11 protein-coding genes are annotated in these 19,007 nt (G+C 55.7%); 6 read left to right on the forward strand and 5 right to left on the reverse strand.

All coding sequences use genetic code 11. The features are described 5' to 3' along the window. Window positions 1-125: 125 nt before the first annotated feature. Window positions 126-1,976 (reverse strand): SLC13 family permease, encoded by a 1,851-nt coding sequence (locus tag AMR42_RS02780; protein WP_099531953.1) that lies wholly within the window; start codon window positions 1,974-1,976, stop codon window positions 126-128. A 935-nt stretch (window positions 1,977-2,911) separates the two neighbouring features. Here AMR42_RS02780 and AMR42_RS02790 point away from each other — a divergent pair. Next, window positions 2,912-3,445, forward strand: coding sequence for a nitrate reductase associated protein (locus AMR42_RS02790; RefSeq protein WP_234406537.1), 534 nt, complete (start codon window positions 2,912-2,914; stop codon window positions 3,443-3,445). A gap of 197 nt (window positions 3,446-3,642) precedes the next feature. On the opposite strand, the gene ruvB is transcribed toward AMR42_RS02790, so the two are convergent. Beyond that, complete coding sequence (ruvB, locus tag AMR42_RS02795; RefSeq protein WP_234406539.1) at window positions 3,643-4,824, reverse strand: Holliday junction branch migration DNA helicase RuvB; 1,182 nt, start codon at window positions 4,822-4,824, stop codon at window positions 3,643-3,645. Window positions 4,825-4,932: 108 nt separating this feature from the next. Next, window positions 4,933-5,472 (reverse strand): hypothetical protein, encoded by a 540-nt coding sequence (locus AMR42_RS20160; protein WP_158234329.1) that lies wholly within the window; start codon window positions 5,470-5,472, stop codon window positions 4,933-4,935. Window positions 5,473-6,549: 1,077 nt separating this feature from the next. Here AMR42_RS20160 and hpsP point away from each other — a divergent pair. The 4 genes from hpsP (at window position 6,550) to AMR42_RS02825 (ending at window position 15,242) form a co-directional block, all read left to right on the forward strand. Next, entirely contained in the window at window positions 6,550-7,716 is a 1,167-nt protein-coding gene (hpsP, locus tag AMR42_RS02810; RefSeq protein ID WP_099532013.1) for a hormogonium polysaccharide biosynthesis glycosyltransferase HpsP, read from the forward strand. Between the two features lie 121 nt (window positions 7,717-7,837). Next, entirely contained in the window at window positions 7,838-8,584 is a 747-nt protein-coding gene (locus tag AMR42_RS02815; RefSeq protein WP_099531957.1) for a dienelactone hydrolase family protein, read from the forward strand. A gap of 30 nt (window positions 8,585-8,614) precedes the next feature. Beyond that, complete coding sequence (locus AMR42_RS02820; RefSeq protein WP_099531958.1) at window positions 8,615-9,736, forward strand: glycosyl transferase; 1,122 nt, start codon at window positions 8,615-8,617, stop codon at window positions 9,734-9,736. A gap of 886 nt (window positions 9,737-10,622) precedes the next feature. Further along, the gene (locus AMR42_RS02825) at window positions 10,623-15,242 is read left to right on the forward strand and encodes a PAS domain S-box protein (protein ID WP_158234330.1); all 4,620 of its coding nucleotides are present in this window, start codon (window positions 10,623-10,625) and stop codon (window positions 15,240-15,242) included. Here the strand turns inward: AMR42_RS02825 and AMR42_RS02830 are convergent. Beyond that, window positions 15,235-16,956 (reverse strand): iron ABC transporter permease, encoded by a 1,722-nt coding sequence (locus AMR42_RS02830; RefSeq protein WP_099531960.1) that lies wholly within the window; start codon window positions 16,954-16,956, stop codon window positions 15,235-15,237. The genes AMR42_RS02825 and AMR42_RS02830 overlap by 8 nt on opposite strands. Before the next feature lie 361 nt (window positions 16,957-17,317). Continuing rightward, a complete protein-coding gene (locus tag AMR42_RS02835) occupies window positions 17,318-17,524 on the reverse strand; it encodes a hypothetical protein (RefSeq protein ID WP_099531961.1) in 207 nt (68 codons plus the stop codon). A 111-nt stretch (window positions 17,525-17,635) separates the two neighbouring features. Here AMR42_RS02835 and dacB point away from each other — a divergent pair, with 111 nt between their 5' ends. Next, window positions 17,636-18,880 carry a D-alanyl-D-alanine carboxypeptidase/D-alanyl-D-alanine-endopeptidase gene (gene dacB, locus AMR42_RS02840; protein ID WP_158234331.1) on the forward strand — a complete coding sequence of 415 codons (1,245 nt, stop codon included), beginning with the start codon at window positions 17,636-17,638 and terminating at the stop codon, window positions 18,878-18,880. Window positions 18,881-19,007: the final 127 nt, after the last annotated feature.

A 19,007-nucleotide genomic window follows, 5' to 3' on the forward strand; every position in this document is an offset into this window, starting at 1 on the left:
ATGAGTGGAGAAGTGGGTCGGCCTTAAGCTGTCATCGCTTTGAGCGCAAAGATTTGAGCACAAAGATCAGATGAATGCTCGTTTAGGAGTCTCTCAAAGTTGATTTCATGGTCTTCAGCAACGATTTAGAGAATTCCAAGGGTGCGGAAATATCCCAATGATAAATAGATTGAAAAGAAGCGAATCAGCGTTGCCAGGAAATTGCCTCGTAAAATTAAACGCTCATTGAAAAGTTGTTGTTTGTCCAATAGCTCCTGAAATTGTAGGTAGTAGGAACATTGGTAAGGAAAAAACCAGGCATCGCTGATATTTAGGATAATCGCTCCCACAATCCAAGGATTTACCCCGTTGCTTTCTGCCATCGGGATTAATATTGTGGCAAAAATTGCCACGGCCGTCGTGTTGGGGATCACAAACCGCACAGCCAAAATTGTCAGGCTCAATAAAAAGATAAAAAGGGGAAAGTTGGACTTCATAGAATCGCTGAGCCAAGTCAGATACCCACCAAAGTGCGTGTCGAGACCTAAGTAGGACATGGCTTCTGCAATTCCGACCAAGCTGCCTAATAGGATTAAAAATGGCCAGTCGATTTGGGTGCGAAATTCATTTTTTTTCAGAATCCCCAGCGATAGCACCAGAAATAGAACCCCCAAACCAATCCAGGGCAATTGGATTTTGTGAATGGATGCGGTGACGATTCCCAGCAACAACACGATCGTGCTGACCAGCGAAATCCACTCCTGGCTGCTCAAGGGCCCTAGGGTTTCCACCTGAGCTTCCACCTGTTGTTGGGAAATTTCAAAGGCTTGATTATTGCTAAACAGGAATTTTGTGGAGATAAAATACAACACTAGGGTCACGATCCCCACCACCAAGCTCGCCTGCAACCAATAAACCCAACTAAATTGTTGCTGAACCTGTAAAGGCAAGAGGCCATAAACTACAAAATTAGCCGACTTACTGCTTAGAAAAACATGGGAAAGCAGGCTAGCACCGCTAAAAGCAGCAAAGGCAAGATGGCTGGCAGCTTTGCCACCTGGTTTGACCCCTGTGGCATCAATGGTATCTGTCAAAATCGGTGATAGCAGACCAATTCGACCATTAGCCGAGGGCAAAATGGGGGTCATTGCCAATCCGGTTAAAAATAAAGCGGTCGCATACCAGCTTTCTGTTTTAGGAATGAATCGAGAGAGCCATAAAACTAGGCGATAGGTTAATCCTGATCCCATCAAAACAGCTCCCAACCCAAAGAGGCTGAGCGCCATAAAAAAGCTGCCCGATGCAAAGCCAGAAAGAATAACTTCACTGGGAGCAATGTCTAAAATTAGCAATGACAGAATGCAAAAAAGACCAGGAATAAATTCAGGAACCATCCCAAAAACCCACATCACAATGGTGGATGTGAGTACAATCAAAAACATTTGGGAATTCCAGTCAAATTCCGCAGTTTCCCTCAAAATCAAGTACAAAATACCGGGAATCACCACTGACAGAATCCAACCACAGGACTGAACCCAATCATTGCGCTTGAGCTGACTGATGGGCGATCGACTCTCCAGTTCTCGGTTAGGCTGTCCGCTGTAATGACTGAGCAGGGAAGCATAGAATCGATCGATGGTTGGAGTGCCAGCACCGGCCACTTTGGTAATAGCCTCGCGGGGCAAGGCGATCACTTCCGTGTTATCAACCGCGATCGCGTCGGCCATGTAGTAGTCAGAGGAAACGGCCGCCTCTTCGCCCACAAAACCATGCTCCACCTCCGCAATGACACGCCCTCCAGCCCAAAGCTGCACTTTGCCCCGGCGCACAAAATAGAGGGTTAAGGCGGGGTTGCCTGACTGGAATAGGGCTTGGCCACTTTCCAGAAAATGCTCGACCGCATAGGGCACAACTCTCGCCAGTTCTTGTACAGAACAGTCAGAAAGAATAGGAGCGCGTCGCAACTCCTGCGCCATTTGCTTAAGATCGATCGCCATATGTTGATGTCCTGATCTGGAATTTTGATTGTAGGTCTGACCTATTAAAAAAAGGCAGTTTGATCAATTGCTTTGGGATGCAGATTTAATTCTATCTTTCAGGCAACTTGCCAGCCATTGAGGAAATTGAATCAGCCAATTGAATAAGCCATTGGTTTGCAGTTCAATTTCATTTCTAAAAGTTTGCTGCCAAAGGTAACGGCCCTCGCAATCCTGTTGAGCATCACTATCTTGAAAGTTATGATTCAACACCAATAGTTGTACCAATAACTATTAGTGCCAGATTGATTGGTGGCTAATTTTAAGGTTGTCTTGATTGTTGAGAACAGCGTCAGGGAATGACTCTCGACGATCAGCGGAGTAGGCCTGAGCCAAGCCACGATCGCCTGGTCATTCATACAACAGCCATCAATTCAACCCGGTCAAAATAAACACAGAGCGCGGAGTTCATCGGTTGAGTCCGTGGTTTTGACTACGGATCAGGAATGATTTAATACAGGATTCTCTGTGTTTTCCCTAAAGCCACTGTTTTGACAAATATTTGACAGGGGTGAGTTGATGAATTGGCTCGATCGCGGGGGCGATCGGGTTGCTTAATCATCGTCAAAATGGATCAGGATGTTTAGGAACTAGCTGAAAGTCCCAAGAAATTCAAGTCTCAGCTTGGCAGCCCTGGTGAATTATTGCACCTTGGACTTGGTTTTTCAGGAGCATCTTTGGTGATCCCTTGAGATTGGTTAATAATTGGTTAAGGCAATGCTAGCGCAAAACTTCGCAGCCATCACCAATCGTTGATTAAATCTAGACAAGCCTGAAATTGCAGTCCCTGGTCAGAAATTTCAGAGAAAGATCGTCAAAAATAGCAAGCTGCAATTTATGATTCCATGGGTCAGAACTATCTTGAGAACATCAAGAACAGAGTATTCAGGGTTCCTATGGGTTTTGAGTCAGTCACGAAACATTCAGCAACCAATTCACCCACAATGGCCGATCGCCCAACAATCGTTTCGGAAGCCTCACCTTTTTTCCAGTTTGAGCAAGACTTCATCACTGGGTTACGGTGCATCCCCATGGTGGTTCGCTACCGGCTCGATCGAGTCGGCATTAAACTCAAACTGCACCACTGGAACCAACTGTCTGAGGCCGATCGCTTGCGGTTAGTTTTGGCTCCTTGCGACACCTTGCCCGAGCAAGAAACCTATCGCCAGGAATTGCGCGAGTTGGTGGCAGCGCGATCGGGTGAAATTCCCAAAGATTTGCCCCTGGAAAACCCGTTTCCTTGGCTGAGTGCCGACTTGCCCGATTCAGTCGCAGCACAAGCAGCGCGGGTTGGAGTCACAGTGAGTCATCAACAGTGGCAATCGCTCAGTGAATTGCAGCGATTTGCGCTCATTAAACTCAGCCAGCCCGGCCACGAAAACCGCAACTTTTTGCCAGCGGTTCAAGAATTTGGCCTCCTGAACCCCTAACGGTTACCAGCACTGCGGTGGGGCGTTTTGAGGATGCGATTACGCCTGCGATCAGCCGGGGCTGCCAAGGGGGTTTACCTGAGGCGTTGGGAGCTGGCCGATCGAGACGATCAAAAAGACTGAAAAAAGCTGCCCACAAGATTGTACTGACAGGATCTTGGGATCTAGGGCTGGGCAGCAAACCCATTTTCTATTCTCTAGTCCACTAGAGAGTCAAGAGACGCGGGGAGAAATTTAGAGTAGCCCAGGTGTTGCCAAGCGGCGGGGGTGGCAACGCGGCCGCGAGGGGTGCGCTGAAGGTAGCCAATCTGCATCAGATAAGGTTCATAAACCTCTTCGATCGTCTGGGCATCTTCCCCGGTGGCGGCTGCCAAGGTTTCCAGACCCACGGGGCCGCCGTTGAACTGCTCAATAATGGCGCTCAGGAGTCGGCGATCGGTCCAATCCAGCCCCCGAGGATCCACGTTGAACAGTTCCAAGGCCGCCGCCGCGATCGCCCCGTCAATGGTTGTTTTGCCTTGGGTTTCCGCTCCTTTCACTTGCGCGTAGTCCCGCACCCGCCGCAACAGACGGTTGGCAATCCGGGGTGTCCCGCGCGATCGTCGGGCGATTTCTGCGGCCCCGTCTGGCTCGATCGCCACCTGCAAAATTGTCGCCGTCCGCAACACAATCCAGGCCAGCTCCTCGGGTTCATAGAACCGCAGCCGTTGAATCAGGCCAAAGCGATCGCGCAGGGGCGAACTGAGGGCCCCCACCTGGGTTGTTGCACCCACCAGGGTGAACTTAGGCAACGGGATTGATCGGGTGCGGGCGCTCTGGCCCTTGCCCACCGTCACATCCAGCCGAAAATCTTCCATTGCTGGATACAAAATTTCTTCAGTGACCCGAGGCAACCGGTGGATTTCATCCACAAACAACAAATCTCCCGGCTGCAAATTCACCAGCAGCCCGGCAATATCCCGAGGGCGCTCCAGAGCCGGTGCGGTCGTAATTTTGCAAGACACACCCATCTCGCCGGCCAGAATTAAAGCCATGGTGGTTTTGCCCAAGCCTGGCGGCCCATAGAGCAACAGGTGATCCAGCGGCTCCCGACGACCCTGGGCCGCTTGAATCGCAATGGTCAGCACGTCTTTTAAATCCTGCTGCCCCACATAGTCCGCTAGCCGTTGGGGGCGCACACGCTCATCGGGTCGATCGCCCTGAGGAGACTGGTGAGCGGGCTTGGCCGCATCTTGGTGAGCCTCCTCAGGCGTGGCTACCGGATCTAGCAGCGACGGCGAAACGGACGATCGCGGGGAATTCGATCGCCTAGCGGGCTTGCGGGGAGGCTGGGGATCAGGATTGCCGCCGCCGATTGACTTGGAAGAAATAATCGCCATGCCGTTGATATTAGCAATGGCATCCGCTCGGCCAAAATCGAAATGGCAAACCCCAGCGGAATTTGAGGGGAACCGCCAGCTTGAGTCCAGCAGCAGTTAGACCTTGGGTCAGACCTTACGGCGGAACGTGGCCCCGCGATATTTCAGCTCGATCGTTTGGTTAGCTGCTTCAACCTCTGGGGCTTCGGTGGTTTCGGAAGTGACTTCCTGCCGCTTTTTCGGCATTTTCAGCCCCCCACGATCGGGCAGATGCCAAATTACCCCGCGATATACCCGATCGGTTACCGCCAAATGGGGATGCCCCAAAATCGAATCATTCGCTGCATGGGCCGCCGCATTCGACGCATTAACCGCCGTTAATTCCGCCTCATCAGCCGCCACCGACGAATCCGCCAACTCCGCCCGATCGCCCAAGGCCGCCGACTCCAGCACCTCCACCGGCTCCGGAGACCGCAGACCGTACCGCGCCACCCACCACACCGACAGCAACAGCAACACCTGAACTTCCCAGGGAGCCAAAACCAAGGCCACCAGAAAGCTCAAAATCGCCACACCGTTCAGAATCAGCGACGGTTCATCCTGCCATCGTGGAGCCAGATAAACCGCAGCCACACAGATCAAAGTCGGCACCAAAAACCCAAGAGACATGGCTTACGCCTCAAAATAACTTGCCAGCTAGCCCGCATGATCAACAGAATCAGAATCAAAATGCCCCTTTCAGAATGGGCAATGTGTATTTTTACTTAGTAATTTTTGCTGAATTGCAGCGAAATGATGGGGGGAATCGCTCGTTATTTCGCCTGTATCATCATGCTGACTCAAAGTGTTACATCAACGAAGGTAACTTTGTCAGCATATTCGGTCTTATTACGCAGCATTTTTTAAGAAACTGGTGAGTAAAAACTCCTGCTCACCAACTGTCCAGGATGACCCAGGGGCGATCGAAGCGGGTCAAGGAAGCCAAGATCAGCAGTCTTCAGGGGGTTTCAGCCTTGCCCTTGGCGCACACCCATCCTGTGGGCGAATTGTGCCGTTAGCATCAGCAACTGAGTCATGAAAACTGAGTCATGGAAACTGGTTTGAATCGCTGACTTTTAGAGAATCTTGACGAAGATGTCATTAAACATAGTTTAGATCAGTTATCTAGGCTACGAATGGGGTTGAAATAGGTCTGATTGCCATCAAACTCATCGAACGCCAAGCGGCAATTGAATAGACTGTGGGGTATTTTCGGCATCAATATCAATGTCAATACAGCCTTTACCTAAAATAATTGGCACGTCATATCGCAAATGCCATGAATCAACGGTTCGGTGGGCACTGCCCACCCTACAGACAACTGTGCTTAGTAATCGAGATAAGGGCTGTATCTCAATATCAATGCCAGTATCAACGTCGGCATCAACGGCTGATTAAGAACCGCAACACAATCATGGGTTTGGACAGCCGATTGCCATTGCCCGCCCCCGGTTGGACTTCGGTAGGCTAGGGTTGGAAAACCCGGTTTTGGCCAATCTTGCTGAAAACGGGTGCTGAACAGGGGTAAAGAACTGGATGAATGATTGAGATCATCATGATTCAGATGCCCCCTTCGATCGGGATCATTCGGGATCGTTAATCCACAGGCCCGACGCACCCAGGCCGTGCGACCCCGGCGATCGCATTCATCCCCCCGCTCTAATCGCCTCTTGCTGGAGTCCGCCTCTCATGACCGAATCACGCCCCTTGCGCCTGTTGCAAATTGTGCCATCCGTGTCCTTGGTCTATGGCGGACCGAGCCAGATGGTGTTGGGGCTAAGCCAGGCCCTGGGCGCGGCGGGGGCGCAGGTGACGCTGCTAACCACCGATAGCAATGGGGATGCGGGGCAGGCTCCGTTGGATGTGCCGATCGCCCAGCCTGTGCCGGAAAAGGACTACAAAATCTATTACTTTCGCTGTGCCCCCTGGCGACGCTATAAGTTCTCGATCGGGCTGTTGTGGTGGCTCTGGCGACACGCACCGGAATACGACGTGGCCCACATCCATGCCCTGTTTTCGCCCATCAGCACCATGGCAGCGATCGTCTGTCGGTGGCGCAAGTTGCCCTACGTGCTGCGGCCCCTGGGCACGCTGGATCCGCTGGATTTGCGGAAAAAGGCAAAGTTGAAATGGTGGTATGGGCGGCTGCTGGAGCGGCGCAATTTAGCCAAGGCCGCTGCTGTTCACTTCACCAGTGCGGAGGAGTGCAAAATCTCTGAACGGTTTGGGGCCATTTCCCGCGATTGGGTGATTCCCTTGGGAGTTCCGTTGCCGCCGCTCCGTGAACAACCCATGGCGCAACCGGCCAAGGAAGCGGGGCCGATGGTGCTGTTTATGTCACGGCTCGATCGCAAAAAGGGATTGGATATTGTGATTCCGGCGCTGGAAACGCTGGCCGTGTCGGGGCTGCCCTTTCGGTTTGTGTTGGCGGGGGCCAATGTACAGGATCCAGACTATGAACAATCGATTTCAGACTATTTGAACCGATCGCACCTGAGCGATCGCACGGAAATTGTGGGCTTCGTGACCGGGGAACAGAAGCGATCGCTCCTGGCCCAAGCCGATTTATTTGTGTTGCCGTCATACTATGAAAACTTCGGAATTGCGGTGGCTGAAGCGATGGCCGCCGGAGTGCCGGTGGTGATTTCCGATCAGGTGCATATCTGGCCCGATGTGGCCGACACCCGATCGGGCTGGGTTTGCACTTGCGACGTATCTTCCTTTGCCGGGGCCGTGCGCGAGGCATTAACCCAACCCACCGAACGACAACAGCGCGGCCAAAACGCCCGACGCTGTGCGGGCGATCGCTACAGTTGGTCAGCCATTGCCCAGCAATTAATCGCCGCTTACGGCGAAATTCGCCGAACCCGGTAGACTGAAACGGAAGTTCATGAAAGTTCGCGGAAGTTCATCGCATCGATGATCGCAGTCCCGATCGCAGTCACAATTGCAGACGATCGCGGCGATGTAATGACTCCGTTGCCAGGTTGCGCCTATGGTTCTTGAAATTTGCCGCGAAGTCACCATCATTCCCCCCCAGGAGCCTGGCTTAGGGATTGACCTCCAGGGCTACCTAGCACGCCCTCGGGCCGCCGGTTCCTATCCGGTGATCGTGGTTCTTCAAGAAGTGTTTGGGGTGAATGATCACATTCGAGATCTCTGCGATCGCCTGGCAGGATGTGGTTATGTGGCGATCGCCCCCGCCCTGTTTCAGCGCACCGCTCCGGGCTTTGCCGTGGGCTACAGCACCGAGGAGCTAGCCCTCGGCCGACAACACAAGGACTTAACCAAGGCGGATCAACTGCTGCCGGATATCCAAGCTGCGATCGCCTTTGCCCAAAAACAACCCAACGCCAAAGCCGGAGCCGTGGGCTGCATCGGCTTTTGTTTTGGGGGCCATGTGGCCTATTTGGCGGCCACCCTGCCCCAAGTCGCCGTCACCGCTGCGTTCTATGGCGCAGGGATCACCACCTTCTGTCCCGGGGGCGGCGAGCCAACCGTCACCCGCACTTCCCAAATTCACGGTAAGCTCTGGTTTTTCGCAGGCTTGGCCGATCCGCTGATTCCCATTGACCAGCTCGATCGCCTAGAGGCGGCCCTCGTGACCCACGGGCGCAACTTCCGCATCTTCCGTTACCGCGACGCAGACCATGGATTCTTCTGCGATCGCCGATCGAGCTACCATCCAGCGGCCGCCGCCGATGCCTGGGAAAAAGTGCAAACCCTGTTTCGAGACCTCTAGACCGGATTTCATGGCCCACCCCCCAGCCGCATGACCCGTCCCATCCTTTACGTTGCCATTACTGCCCATGGATTTGGCCATGCCACCCGAGCGGCTGCCCTAGTTGATACCCTGCAACGGCTGCGGCCTGACCTGTTGCCGATTTTGGTCACCACCGCCCCCCGTTGGCTCCTCGGTTCCTACATCAGCGGTGAATTTCTTTACCGGCCCAGGGCGCTGGATGTGGGCGTGGTGCAGCAAGATAGTTTGCAAATTGACCGGCAAACGACTCTGGAGCAACTCCAGGCTCTGCGATCGCGGGCGGCGGCCATTGTGGCGGCAGAGGTGGACTTCATTCGGCAAATGTCTGTCAAAAATGGGCGTGTGGCTCTGGTGTTGGCCGACTTGCCCCCCCTAGCGATCGACATTGCCCAAGCGGCGGGTCTGCCCTGCTGGGCGGTCGGTAACTTCGGCTGGGATTTTATTTACCGAGATTGGGGTGGCGAATTTGAGCAAGAGGCGGACTGGATTGCTGATCGTTTCCATCGGTGCGATCGCCTCTTTCGGTTGCCTTTTCACGAACCCATGGCCAGCTTTCCCCAACAAACCGATGTGGGTTTAACGGGCGGCGCACCCCGCTATGGTGCGGCGGAATTGCGCGATAAGTTGGGTTTACCAGATATCCCGCGCGATCGCACCGTTTTGCTCACCTTTGGCGGCCTGGGCTTGCAACAAATTCCCTACGAGCGGCTGCGGCAATTTCCCGACTGGCTCTTCATCACCTTTGACCGATCGGCCCCGGACTTGCCCAACCTATACCAAGTGCTCGACCCGATCGAACACCACGCGAGCGATCGCCCCTTTCGGCCCGTGGACTTCATGCCCCTTTGTGGGCGCATCGTTTCCAAACCCGGCTACGGAACCTTTGCCGAAGCCTGCCGCACAGGCCCAACCGTGGCCACCATCACTCGCGATGGATTTGCCGAAGCCCCCATCTTGTTAGACCAAATTCAAGCCCAAACTTCCCACCAAATTTTGCAACCGACCGAATTTTTTGAGGGAGATTGGTCTTTTTTACAAGCAGCGCCCACGCCTTCCCAGCCCGGCCAACGGTTTACCTTGGATGGCAATGAAACCATCGCCCAGGCAATTAGCGCAGTCCTTGAAACCTAGCAAAAGCTTGAGGTCTAGAGGGAGGCTGCAAGCTCCACAACAGCGATCGCCCCACATTCCCAATTCCCACCCTGGAATTTCCGACTTGAACTCCTCAACCTGTTTGTTTCATGACAACGTGCCCATCCACAAATCGCTAGAATGACCAACGGCTGTTCGACGATTGGATTAGGCTAACCATTGGAGTTGGCAGCTCGACAGCTCTGGGGTGCTACCCCCCAAGGCCCATCCCATCGGTGCATCAAAATCGCAGACGAGCCTCATTTAACCAAAACGCTTCGTCAGGGATTTGTTAGGGTGCGATTAGGCGGTTATTTAGACTCAGGGTGGCCCCGGTTGGGATCCAATCTCCTTAAGATTTGATCAATTCGATCCAGAATAGGGAATAGGGCGCTACTCGATTTCAGTCCCGACTTTGGGCTGCGATCGCTGAAACAAGAAACGGCAGCCCCCATGGGTCACCATCATTCAGACACTGCCCAGCCGAGTCGGCCAGCGCGAGGCAGCTCGTCAATGATTTGTCTGTGATGGCTGGTCTGCGATGGGTAGCCTGCGATGGGTAGCCTGCGATAGATAGTCTGCAATAGACGGTTTTCAATGGGTAGCCTGCGATAGATAGTGTGCGATCGACAGTCAGCAACGGATGGTTTCCAGCGGACAATCTGCAACAGACAATCTGCAATAGACAGTCTGCAACGAACAATCTGTGGCGGTTCCCATCAAGGCACAGAGACACATCGCCCGATCGCGGCCAAGACCCAAACCCAAATTCGGGCCGGTCATTCAGGGACGCATCCAGGGGTTTGAGTAGGAGGTAGCAAATTTGAAATTACGGCTCAAAACGCTGGTCATTGTTGGACTAGCGCTGCTCTGCTTAAACTTGGTGATGTTCACAACATCCTCCAATCTCCTGCTGGATGGCTATAGCCAGCTTGAGCGGCGTGAGGTGGAGCGCGATGTGCAGCGGGCCATCAGCGTCGTGATGGACAACGCCACGGATCTGGATGCGACGGCGCGGGACTATTCCGAATGGGACACCACCTACAGTTTTGTGGAAACCCATGATCCTGCCTATGAGCGATCGAACTTTGTCGATCGCACCTTCGACTACTTGCGGCTGAATGCTCTAATTTTGCTGGATCGATCGGGGAAGCCCCTCCTGCAACAGGGCTACAACCTGGAAAGTCGGCAGCGCGTGCCGATTCCCCGCAGCCTTTGGGAACACTTGCAACCGGGCAGCCCACTGCTCACCCACTCATCAACCACCAGCGCCGTTCATGGCCTGCTGCAATTGCCCGAGGGGCCGATGATGGTGGCGGCTCGCCCGATCGTCACCAGCGAGGCAGAGGGGCCGATTCGCGGAACCTTGTTGCTGGGGCGGTTTTTGGCTGGGCCGGAAATTGAACGGGTCAGCCGCTTAACGCAACTCAACCTGAGCCTGCAAAGTTTGCATGGGATTGTGCAACCATCGAGTGCTTGGGCCAAGCTCCCGGCCAGTTCTGGCCGCCGGTCTTTGCTACCTTCAGCCCTTGCCAAGTTGCCCCTCGTTGCGCGATCGGCTCCTGACATCACGCCAGCACCGCAACAGTCCACAGCACAACAATCAACACCGCAGCAATCCGCACCAAAACCGGCTACGTCAATACCTGAGAGATCGAAACCTGAACGATCAGAGCCTGAGCGATCGAAATCATCAGCGCTGGCTCAGCCCACTGAACAAACTCAACCGCAATCAGCCGGGCTGATTGCTACGCCCCCAGAATCCGTTCAACCCGAATCTACCCAACCCCAATCACCTCAGTCGCCCAAAGTTGCCAGAATTTCCGCCGCGACAATGCCCCCGGCCATCGATGATTCCCGATCGAACTCGAGAGCTGAGGGGCCGGAGGTTTTGCGCCACCGAGCGGTGAAGGCCCTGCTGTTGGGTACGGAAACGGTGGCGATCGAAACCCTTTCCGATAATCGCCTGGCCAGCTATGCCCTGTTGGACGATTTGTATGGACAGCCAGCTTGGTTAGTGCGGGTTGAACTCGATCGCGCCATCTATAACCGAGGGCTAATTAGCCTCCGCTACACGCTGGTGCTGTTGGTGTTGGGGGGCTTAATTTTTGGGGCCATTACCCTGCTGCTGCTGGAGCGCTTGGTGTTGGCGCGGTTGATGCGGCTGAGTGAACAGGTCAGCGCGATCGGCACCAGCGGCAACCCGACTCAGCGGGTGGAGGTGATGCCCGGAACCGATGAGTTGTCGGAGTTGGCGGCTATTTTGAACGCCACGCTCGATCGCCTACAAGTGTCCCAGTCGGCCGTTTGCGCCGCCGAAGCCCAATACCGCAGCATCTTTGAAAACGCGATCGAGGGCATTTTCCAAACCACCCCCGATGGTCGCTACTTGAGCGCAAACCCAGCCTTGGCCCGCATCTATGGCTACAGCGGGCCCGATGTGCTGCTGCTGGCCCTGAATGCCACCCAAAATCTCTACGTCAACCCCAATCGCCGCAAGGAATTTGTTGAACAAATTCGCCAAAAGGGATCCCTTGCCAATTTTGAGTCGGAAGTTTACCGGGCCGATGGCCGCCGGATTTGGATTTCCGAATCGGCCCGGGCGGTTTACGACGAAGACGGTGAATTGCTCTATTACGAAGGCACAGTTGAAGACATCACGGAGCGCCGCCGATCGGAAGCCAGCCTGCGCACCCTGAAGGATCGACTGGAAGCGATTTTGGCCGCTGTGCCCGGCACGGTGTCGCGGGTGGGCCGCGACTTGCGTTACCTGGAAGTGAACCACCACTTGGCCGAAAGCTTTGGCCGTGCCCCGGAAGAATTTATTGGCCAAGACATCGGCTTTTTGGGCTATGGCCAAGAATTTCGGGAATTTGTGGCGGAATTTTTTGCTTCTCCGATCCAAGAGGCCACGCGCGAAGTGTCGCGACCGGTGGGCGATCGCATCGAAAGCTATTTGGTGGTGGCCCAAAAATACAACAATGACCAAGCGGCCTTTGTGCTGGGGATCGACATCACCGAACGCAAGGAAGCAGAACGGGCCGTGCGCGAAGCCGAAGAACGGTTCCGCAGCATTTTTGAAAACGCGATCGAGGGCATTTACCAAGCCCTGCCCGATGGACGCTACTTGAGCGCAAACCCGGCCATGGCTCGCCTCTATGGCTATGAGTCACCAACCGCGCTGATCGAAGCGTTCGATCGCATGGGTGGGCCGCCCTACGTCCAGATCGATCGGGCACGGGAACTGCTGAACATGCTGGAGGCCAGCGGCAGCGTTTCCGGGTTTGAATCAGAAGTGTACCGAGCGGATGGGCAACATATTTGGATTTCGGAAAATGCTTCCGCCCTGCTCGATGATGCTGGGCGGCTGGTTTGTTATGAAGGGACGGTTGAGGACATCACCGATCGCAAACGGGCCCAGGAAACCCTAATGGAGCGATCGCGCCTTTCGATTTTGGAAGCGGAAGTGGGCGTGGCCCTTTGTCAACGGGGCGAACTCTCGGAAATTTTGCAAACCTGCGCCGAAATGATGGCCGGGCAACTGGATTGCAACCTGGCCCGCGTTTGGACGGTGGACTTAGATCCCACCTACTTGACCCTGCAAGCCCAGGTCAACCGCAACACCAACAATGCGCTGCACCTGGATATCCCCCTGCTCGATGATGCCCTGCGAGACAAAATCAGCCTGAGTACTCCGGAGCTGTCCACGGTGGCGGCCGTGGCTCGATCGCGCAATCCCCTATTCCGCAGTGAATGCGCCCTGATTCCCCATCAAGGCAGATCCCGCACAGAAGTACATTTTGCGGGCTTCCCGCTGGTGGTGGAGGATCGGCTGGTGGGTGCGTTGGCGCTCTATCGTGTGGAACCCTTCGCGGAAGCGGTGCAGGATGCCCTAGGTTGGTTGGCCAGCGCGATCGCCGTGGGGATTGACCGCGCCCAAGCCCGCCAGGAACTGACCACCCGCCGCGAGGCCCTGTTGTTTCAGTTGGCGGCCCAAATTCGCAACTCCCTGGATTTGGATACGGTGCTGGAATCGGCCGTCCAAGGCATCCGTAACCTGTTGGATACCGATCGCTGTCTTTTCGCTTGGTATATCACCGATGCAGGCGGCGGCATTCCGGCTTGGGATGTGGTGAACGAGTCCCGTACCCCAGCCGTGCCCAGCGCCCTCGGCCCCTATCACCATATCCACGCCAGCTACTTCCTTCAGCAGTTGATGTGGAGCAAATGTGTGCGGGCCGATGACGTGTCGCGGTTAGATAATCCCACCCTACGGCAAATGATGGAGGATCGGGGCTATCGTTCCCTGCTGGCCTTGCCGGTGCAAACCCGTTCCGGGGCGATCGGGGTGATTGAATGCGGCCAAAGTGCCCAGGTGCGCACCTGGAGTGAGCGGGAAGTGGAGCTGTTACGGGCTGTGACCGACCAACTATCCACCGCGATCGACCAAGCGGAACTCTATGCCAAGGCCCAGGTCACCGCTGTGCAGGCCCAAGATCAAGCCAAACGCCTCAGCACTGCCCTCCAAGAGCTGAAAACCGCCCAAACTCAGCTCATTCAGAACGAAAAAATGTCCAGCCTGGGGCAAATGGTGGCCGGGATTGCCCATGAAATCAATAACCCCACCACCTTCATCCATGGCAACCTGACCTATGCCCGCCGTTACACGCAAGAGTTGCTCTCGCTCATTCAGCACTACCGGGATAGCTATCCTGTGCCGACGGAAGCGGTGGCCAATTTCTCGCGGGATATTGACGTGGATTTCCTCTGTGATGATTTGCCCAAAACCCTGCAATCAATGCAGTTAGGAGCGGAACGGATCCGGCAGATTGTCGCCTCCTTGCGGAATTTCTCGCGATTGGATCAGGCGGAAATGAAGCCGGTGAACATCCACGAGGGCATCGAAAATACGCTGCTGATTTTGCAACATCGCTTCAAAGCCAATAGCAATTTCCCTGGAATTGAAGTGGAAAAACACTATGGTGATTTGCCCCTGGTGGTTTGCTACGCGGGGCAATTGAACCAGGTGTTCATGAATGTGATTAGCAATGCGATCGATGCCTTGGAAGACCGTTACGGGCGATCGCGCAATTTGCGGGCCCAAGCCTTGCGATCGGCCCAGGTGGAAGAAGCCTCTCTCGTGGCCGGCAGCGGCAACAACAGCAAGGTTTGGATCACTGACAACCTTGAGGATCGCCCCATTGCAACCTCGATCGTGATGCCCAGGCTGACGATCACCACGGAATTGATGTCCGGAGAGTGGGTGCGGATTCTGATTGCCGACAATGGCAACGGCATGAGCGATGAAGTGCGCTCTAAGCTATTCGATCCGTTCTTCACCACCAAGCCCGTGGGCCAAGGCACGGGGCTGGGCCTGTCCATTTCCTATCAAATTGTGGTGGAAAAACATCGCGGAACCCTTGATTGTCGGCCCGCAGAGGGGGGCGGCACGGAGTTCTTGATCGAAATCCCGATCGAACAGCCCGAGTGGAATGAGTCTACCTAAACTCGTTGGGTAGGCGACGGGGGCGTGATCGGGAAATTTGCCAACTCAACAGCGCCACCGGCACAATTCCCACCGCCACAATCGCCAAAGCGGGCCCCGCCGCATCCACAATCCGTTCATCGGAGGCCAACTGATAGGCCCGCACGGCCAGGGTGTCGAAATTAAACGGGCGCACAATCAGCGTGGCCGGTAACTCCTTCACCGTATCCACAAACACCAACAGCAAGGCCGTCAACAGCCCCCCACGCAGCATGGGCACATGGACGCGCCACAACACGGCCCCCGGCGACAATCCAGCAATTCTGGCCGCCCCATCCAGGTTGGGTACAATCCGATCGAGGCTCGCTTCAATTGGGTTCAGGGCCAGGGCTAAAAACCTGACCCAATAGGCAAAAATCAAGGCCCCGATCGTGCCGCTCAGCAACAAACCCGAAGATGCGGCTCCCGCTTCCGAGGCGATCGCCAAGGGTTGCGTCGCCAACTGTTGATCAACCCAACCCACCGAAATCAAAACGCCCACGGCGGCCACGGATCCGGGAATCGCATAGCCCAGCGCCATGAGTTTCAACAGGAACCGCATCAGGGGCCCCGAAACCACTCGCACCCCATACACGGCAGCTCCGGCAATGATCGCCGCCGTGACCGCCGCCAAGCTAGCGACTACGGCGGTGTTGCGCACGTAGAGCAAGAAGCTGGGATCAAGAAGACTATTAGGATTGCGAATTGCCATGCTGGCCAGCAGCAGGGCCGGCAACCCAAACCCCAAAAGCAGCGGCAACCCACAAACCACCCAGGCCCCGATCGCCCGCAACCCACGGAGGGAGTAGGGTGCTTGCACCGCATAGGCCCCGCCCGATCGATAGCCAGCCCCACCGCGCGATCGTTGCTCCACCCAGACCAACAACAACACCGCCCCCAACAGCAGGGCCGACAGTTGACAGGCCGCCGGGCGATCACCCATGGCAAACCAGGTTCGATAAATACCCACCGCAAAGGTGTTGACGCTAAAAAATTCCACTGTGCCGTAATCGCCCAGGGCTTCCATCATCACCAAAGCGGCCCCTCCGGCGATCGCGGGCCGGGCCATGGGCAAAGCCACCCGCCAAAACCCCTGCCAGGGATTCAGTCCCAAGGTGCGGCCCGCCTCCAGCAGGCTGGCTGCTCCCTCCAGAAAGGCCACCCGTGCCAGCATATAAACGTAGGGATAGAGCACTAGGCCCATCATCAAAATGGCCCCGGGCAGCGATCGAATGGGGGGAAACCAATATTCACCAAATTTCCAGCCCGTGAGCGATCGCACCCAAGACTGAATGGGCCCATAAAAGTCCAGCAAATCCGTGTAGACATAGGCCAACAGATAGGCCGGGAAGGCCAAGGGCAACAGCAACAGCCATTCAAACCATCGCCGCCCGGGAAACTGAGTGGCCACCACCAGCCAAGCCGTCGCCACCCCCAGACCGATCGCCAGGCCCGCCGTCCCCACCGCCAGCCCCACCGAAGCCGACACATATTCCCCCAACACAGTGCGGGTGAGGTGGTTCCAGGTTTGGCCGCTGGCGCTCAGGGCGGCTGCAATTGAGGCCAGGAGCGGCACGCCCACCGCCACCGCCGCCAACACCGTTGCACAGATCCACAACCCTTCCGTGAAGCTGAAGGGGCGCAAACGGAAGCGATTAAAGTTCAGCGGCGGCCAGCGGCGATCGGCGACGGTCATGCCAAAAACCTGAGAATAGCTTGCAATAAACCAGAAGCCATCCTACCATTGCGCGCCAATTGCATTAGGTTGCATCGATCACGGGGGCTGGGTGGGGAGACCCCATCCCTACGACCAAATTGATCGCCCAAATTTTTCCAATAGTTCAGGATTTGCTGACGAACAGCCGAAGCGGCGATCCCCAAACCAGAATCGGGAAAAAGCTAGTGATGATGGGAGTTTTCGGATGGTGAAGAGCCGGCTTAGGCGGGGATCGCCAGCCAGTTGATCCAGCTAGGCCACTGGCCGAGGTCTGATATTCTTGAGGGCAATTTGTGCCGATGGGCCATCACGAGCCTGATGACCTCAGATTTGCTGAGGGTTAGCGCCATGCGGCCAAGGCCGTTGGACGATCGCCGCGACTCACACCCGTTTTTGCGATCGCCCTAGTCGCTAAGTCCTCGGAGTTGCCATCCGAGTCAATGGGCTTGTCCTGAGTGCGATCAATTTCTGGGGTCACTGACCCGGCTCGATCGCGCCGTTCCTCTCCCACCGCCCAAGGGTGCAGCCGTTGAACACGGCCGCCCATCACCGGTTGGATCCTTGTGGAACTGGTTCAGGTGTCCCGTCCCAATCCTGAGGATTGGATTGACTGTCAGGGATGTGCAGAACGGTCGTGCCTTTAAGGGAAATCCAACAGATGTCTGAGCAACCCCGATGGATCGCTGGTTTGGCTGGTTTGGGTTTGGCGTTGGGTGGTGGTTTGCTGACTGAACCAGCCCTGGCCAACTCCCAAGCAACCACAACCGCTGAACCGGCTAGCGTTTCACAAACCGAGGCGATCGCGCCGCCACCAGCCCCCGCGCCTAACCCCTCAACGGATCCCGCGCGCGCGCCAAAACCGCTGTCTAAAACGCTGAATCCGGCTTCTGCAACGGAGTTGGTTCCCGGAACCACCGTCACCCGTAAACCGGGGATCGAGACCGAGTTGATCGAACCGGACTCGATCGAACCGAACTCGATCGAACCGGAAACCGCCAAGCAGGAACCGATCGAAACCGTGGAAGGCAAGTCCCTGCTGGCCCAAACGCCTCGGGTTTGCAGCAACCAACTGGCCGGAGCCTTAAGCCGCATTATTGATGCGCCTGCTTTTCGATCAGCCCGCTGGGGAATTCGGGTAGAAACCCTGGCCGGGAATAACGTCCTGTTCGATCGCAACAGCATCCAAGCCCTGATTCCCGCCTCCAACATGAAATTGTTTGTGACGGCGGCGGCCCTGCAACTCTATGACGGTCAAACCCCGCTCAAGAACTCCAACTTGGGCACGTTGGTGCGCACCATCAACGTCAACAGCAACAATGGCTACGCCGATTCTCTGTTTCGATCGATTGGTGGCTCCGGGGCCGTGCAACGGGCCTTGGCTCCCTTGGGCGTTAATCGTGGTGAATATCGCATGAGTGACGGGTCTGGCCTCTCTCGCAGCAATGCTGTGCAGCCCCGTGCCTTTGTCCATTTATTGGAATCCATGACCGAAGCTAAGGGAAGCGACATTTTCCGCAGTTCCCTCCCGATCGCGGGTCAAACCGGCACGCTGCGCCGTCGTTTCCGCAACACACCGGTTCAAGGTCGTGTTTCTGCCAAAACCGGCACGCTCCGAGGAGTCCGGGCCCTATCGGGCTACATGGAACACCCGCTTTACAACACCTTGGTGTTTAGCGTGTTGGTCAATCAACCGGGTCAAGATGGCGACACCTTGGTTTCAGCGGTCGATCGAGTGGTGTTGACCCTCGCTCAGATGCGGCCCTGTGATGGGTGGGACACCGAAGCCAACCCCATGCTGGATCAGCCTACCGAACCCGACGGCACATTGCGGCCCCTGCTGCCTTGGTGGCGACCGGGTGTGTCCCGGCCCAATGCCCCCAGTTCATCGGAACTCACCCCCTAGGTAAAAAAACAGCCCTGGGCCTGGCGAAACCAGCTCGGGGCTTTCCTTTGCCAACAAAAATTGAACAATTTAACAATCGAACAATGGTTAGGGGGTTGAGCCTGAGAGTTGGAATTTGCGCCTAGAG

Origin of the sequence: Limnothrix sp. PR1529, assembly GCF_002742025.1 — a bacterium.
Taxonomy (GTDB): Bacteria; Cyanobacteriota; Cyanobacteriia; order CACIAM-69d; family CACIAM-69d; genus CACIAM-69d.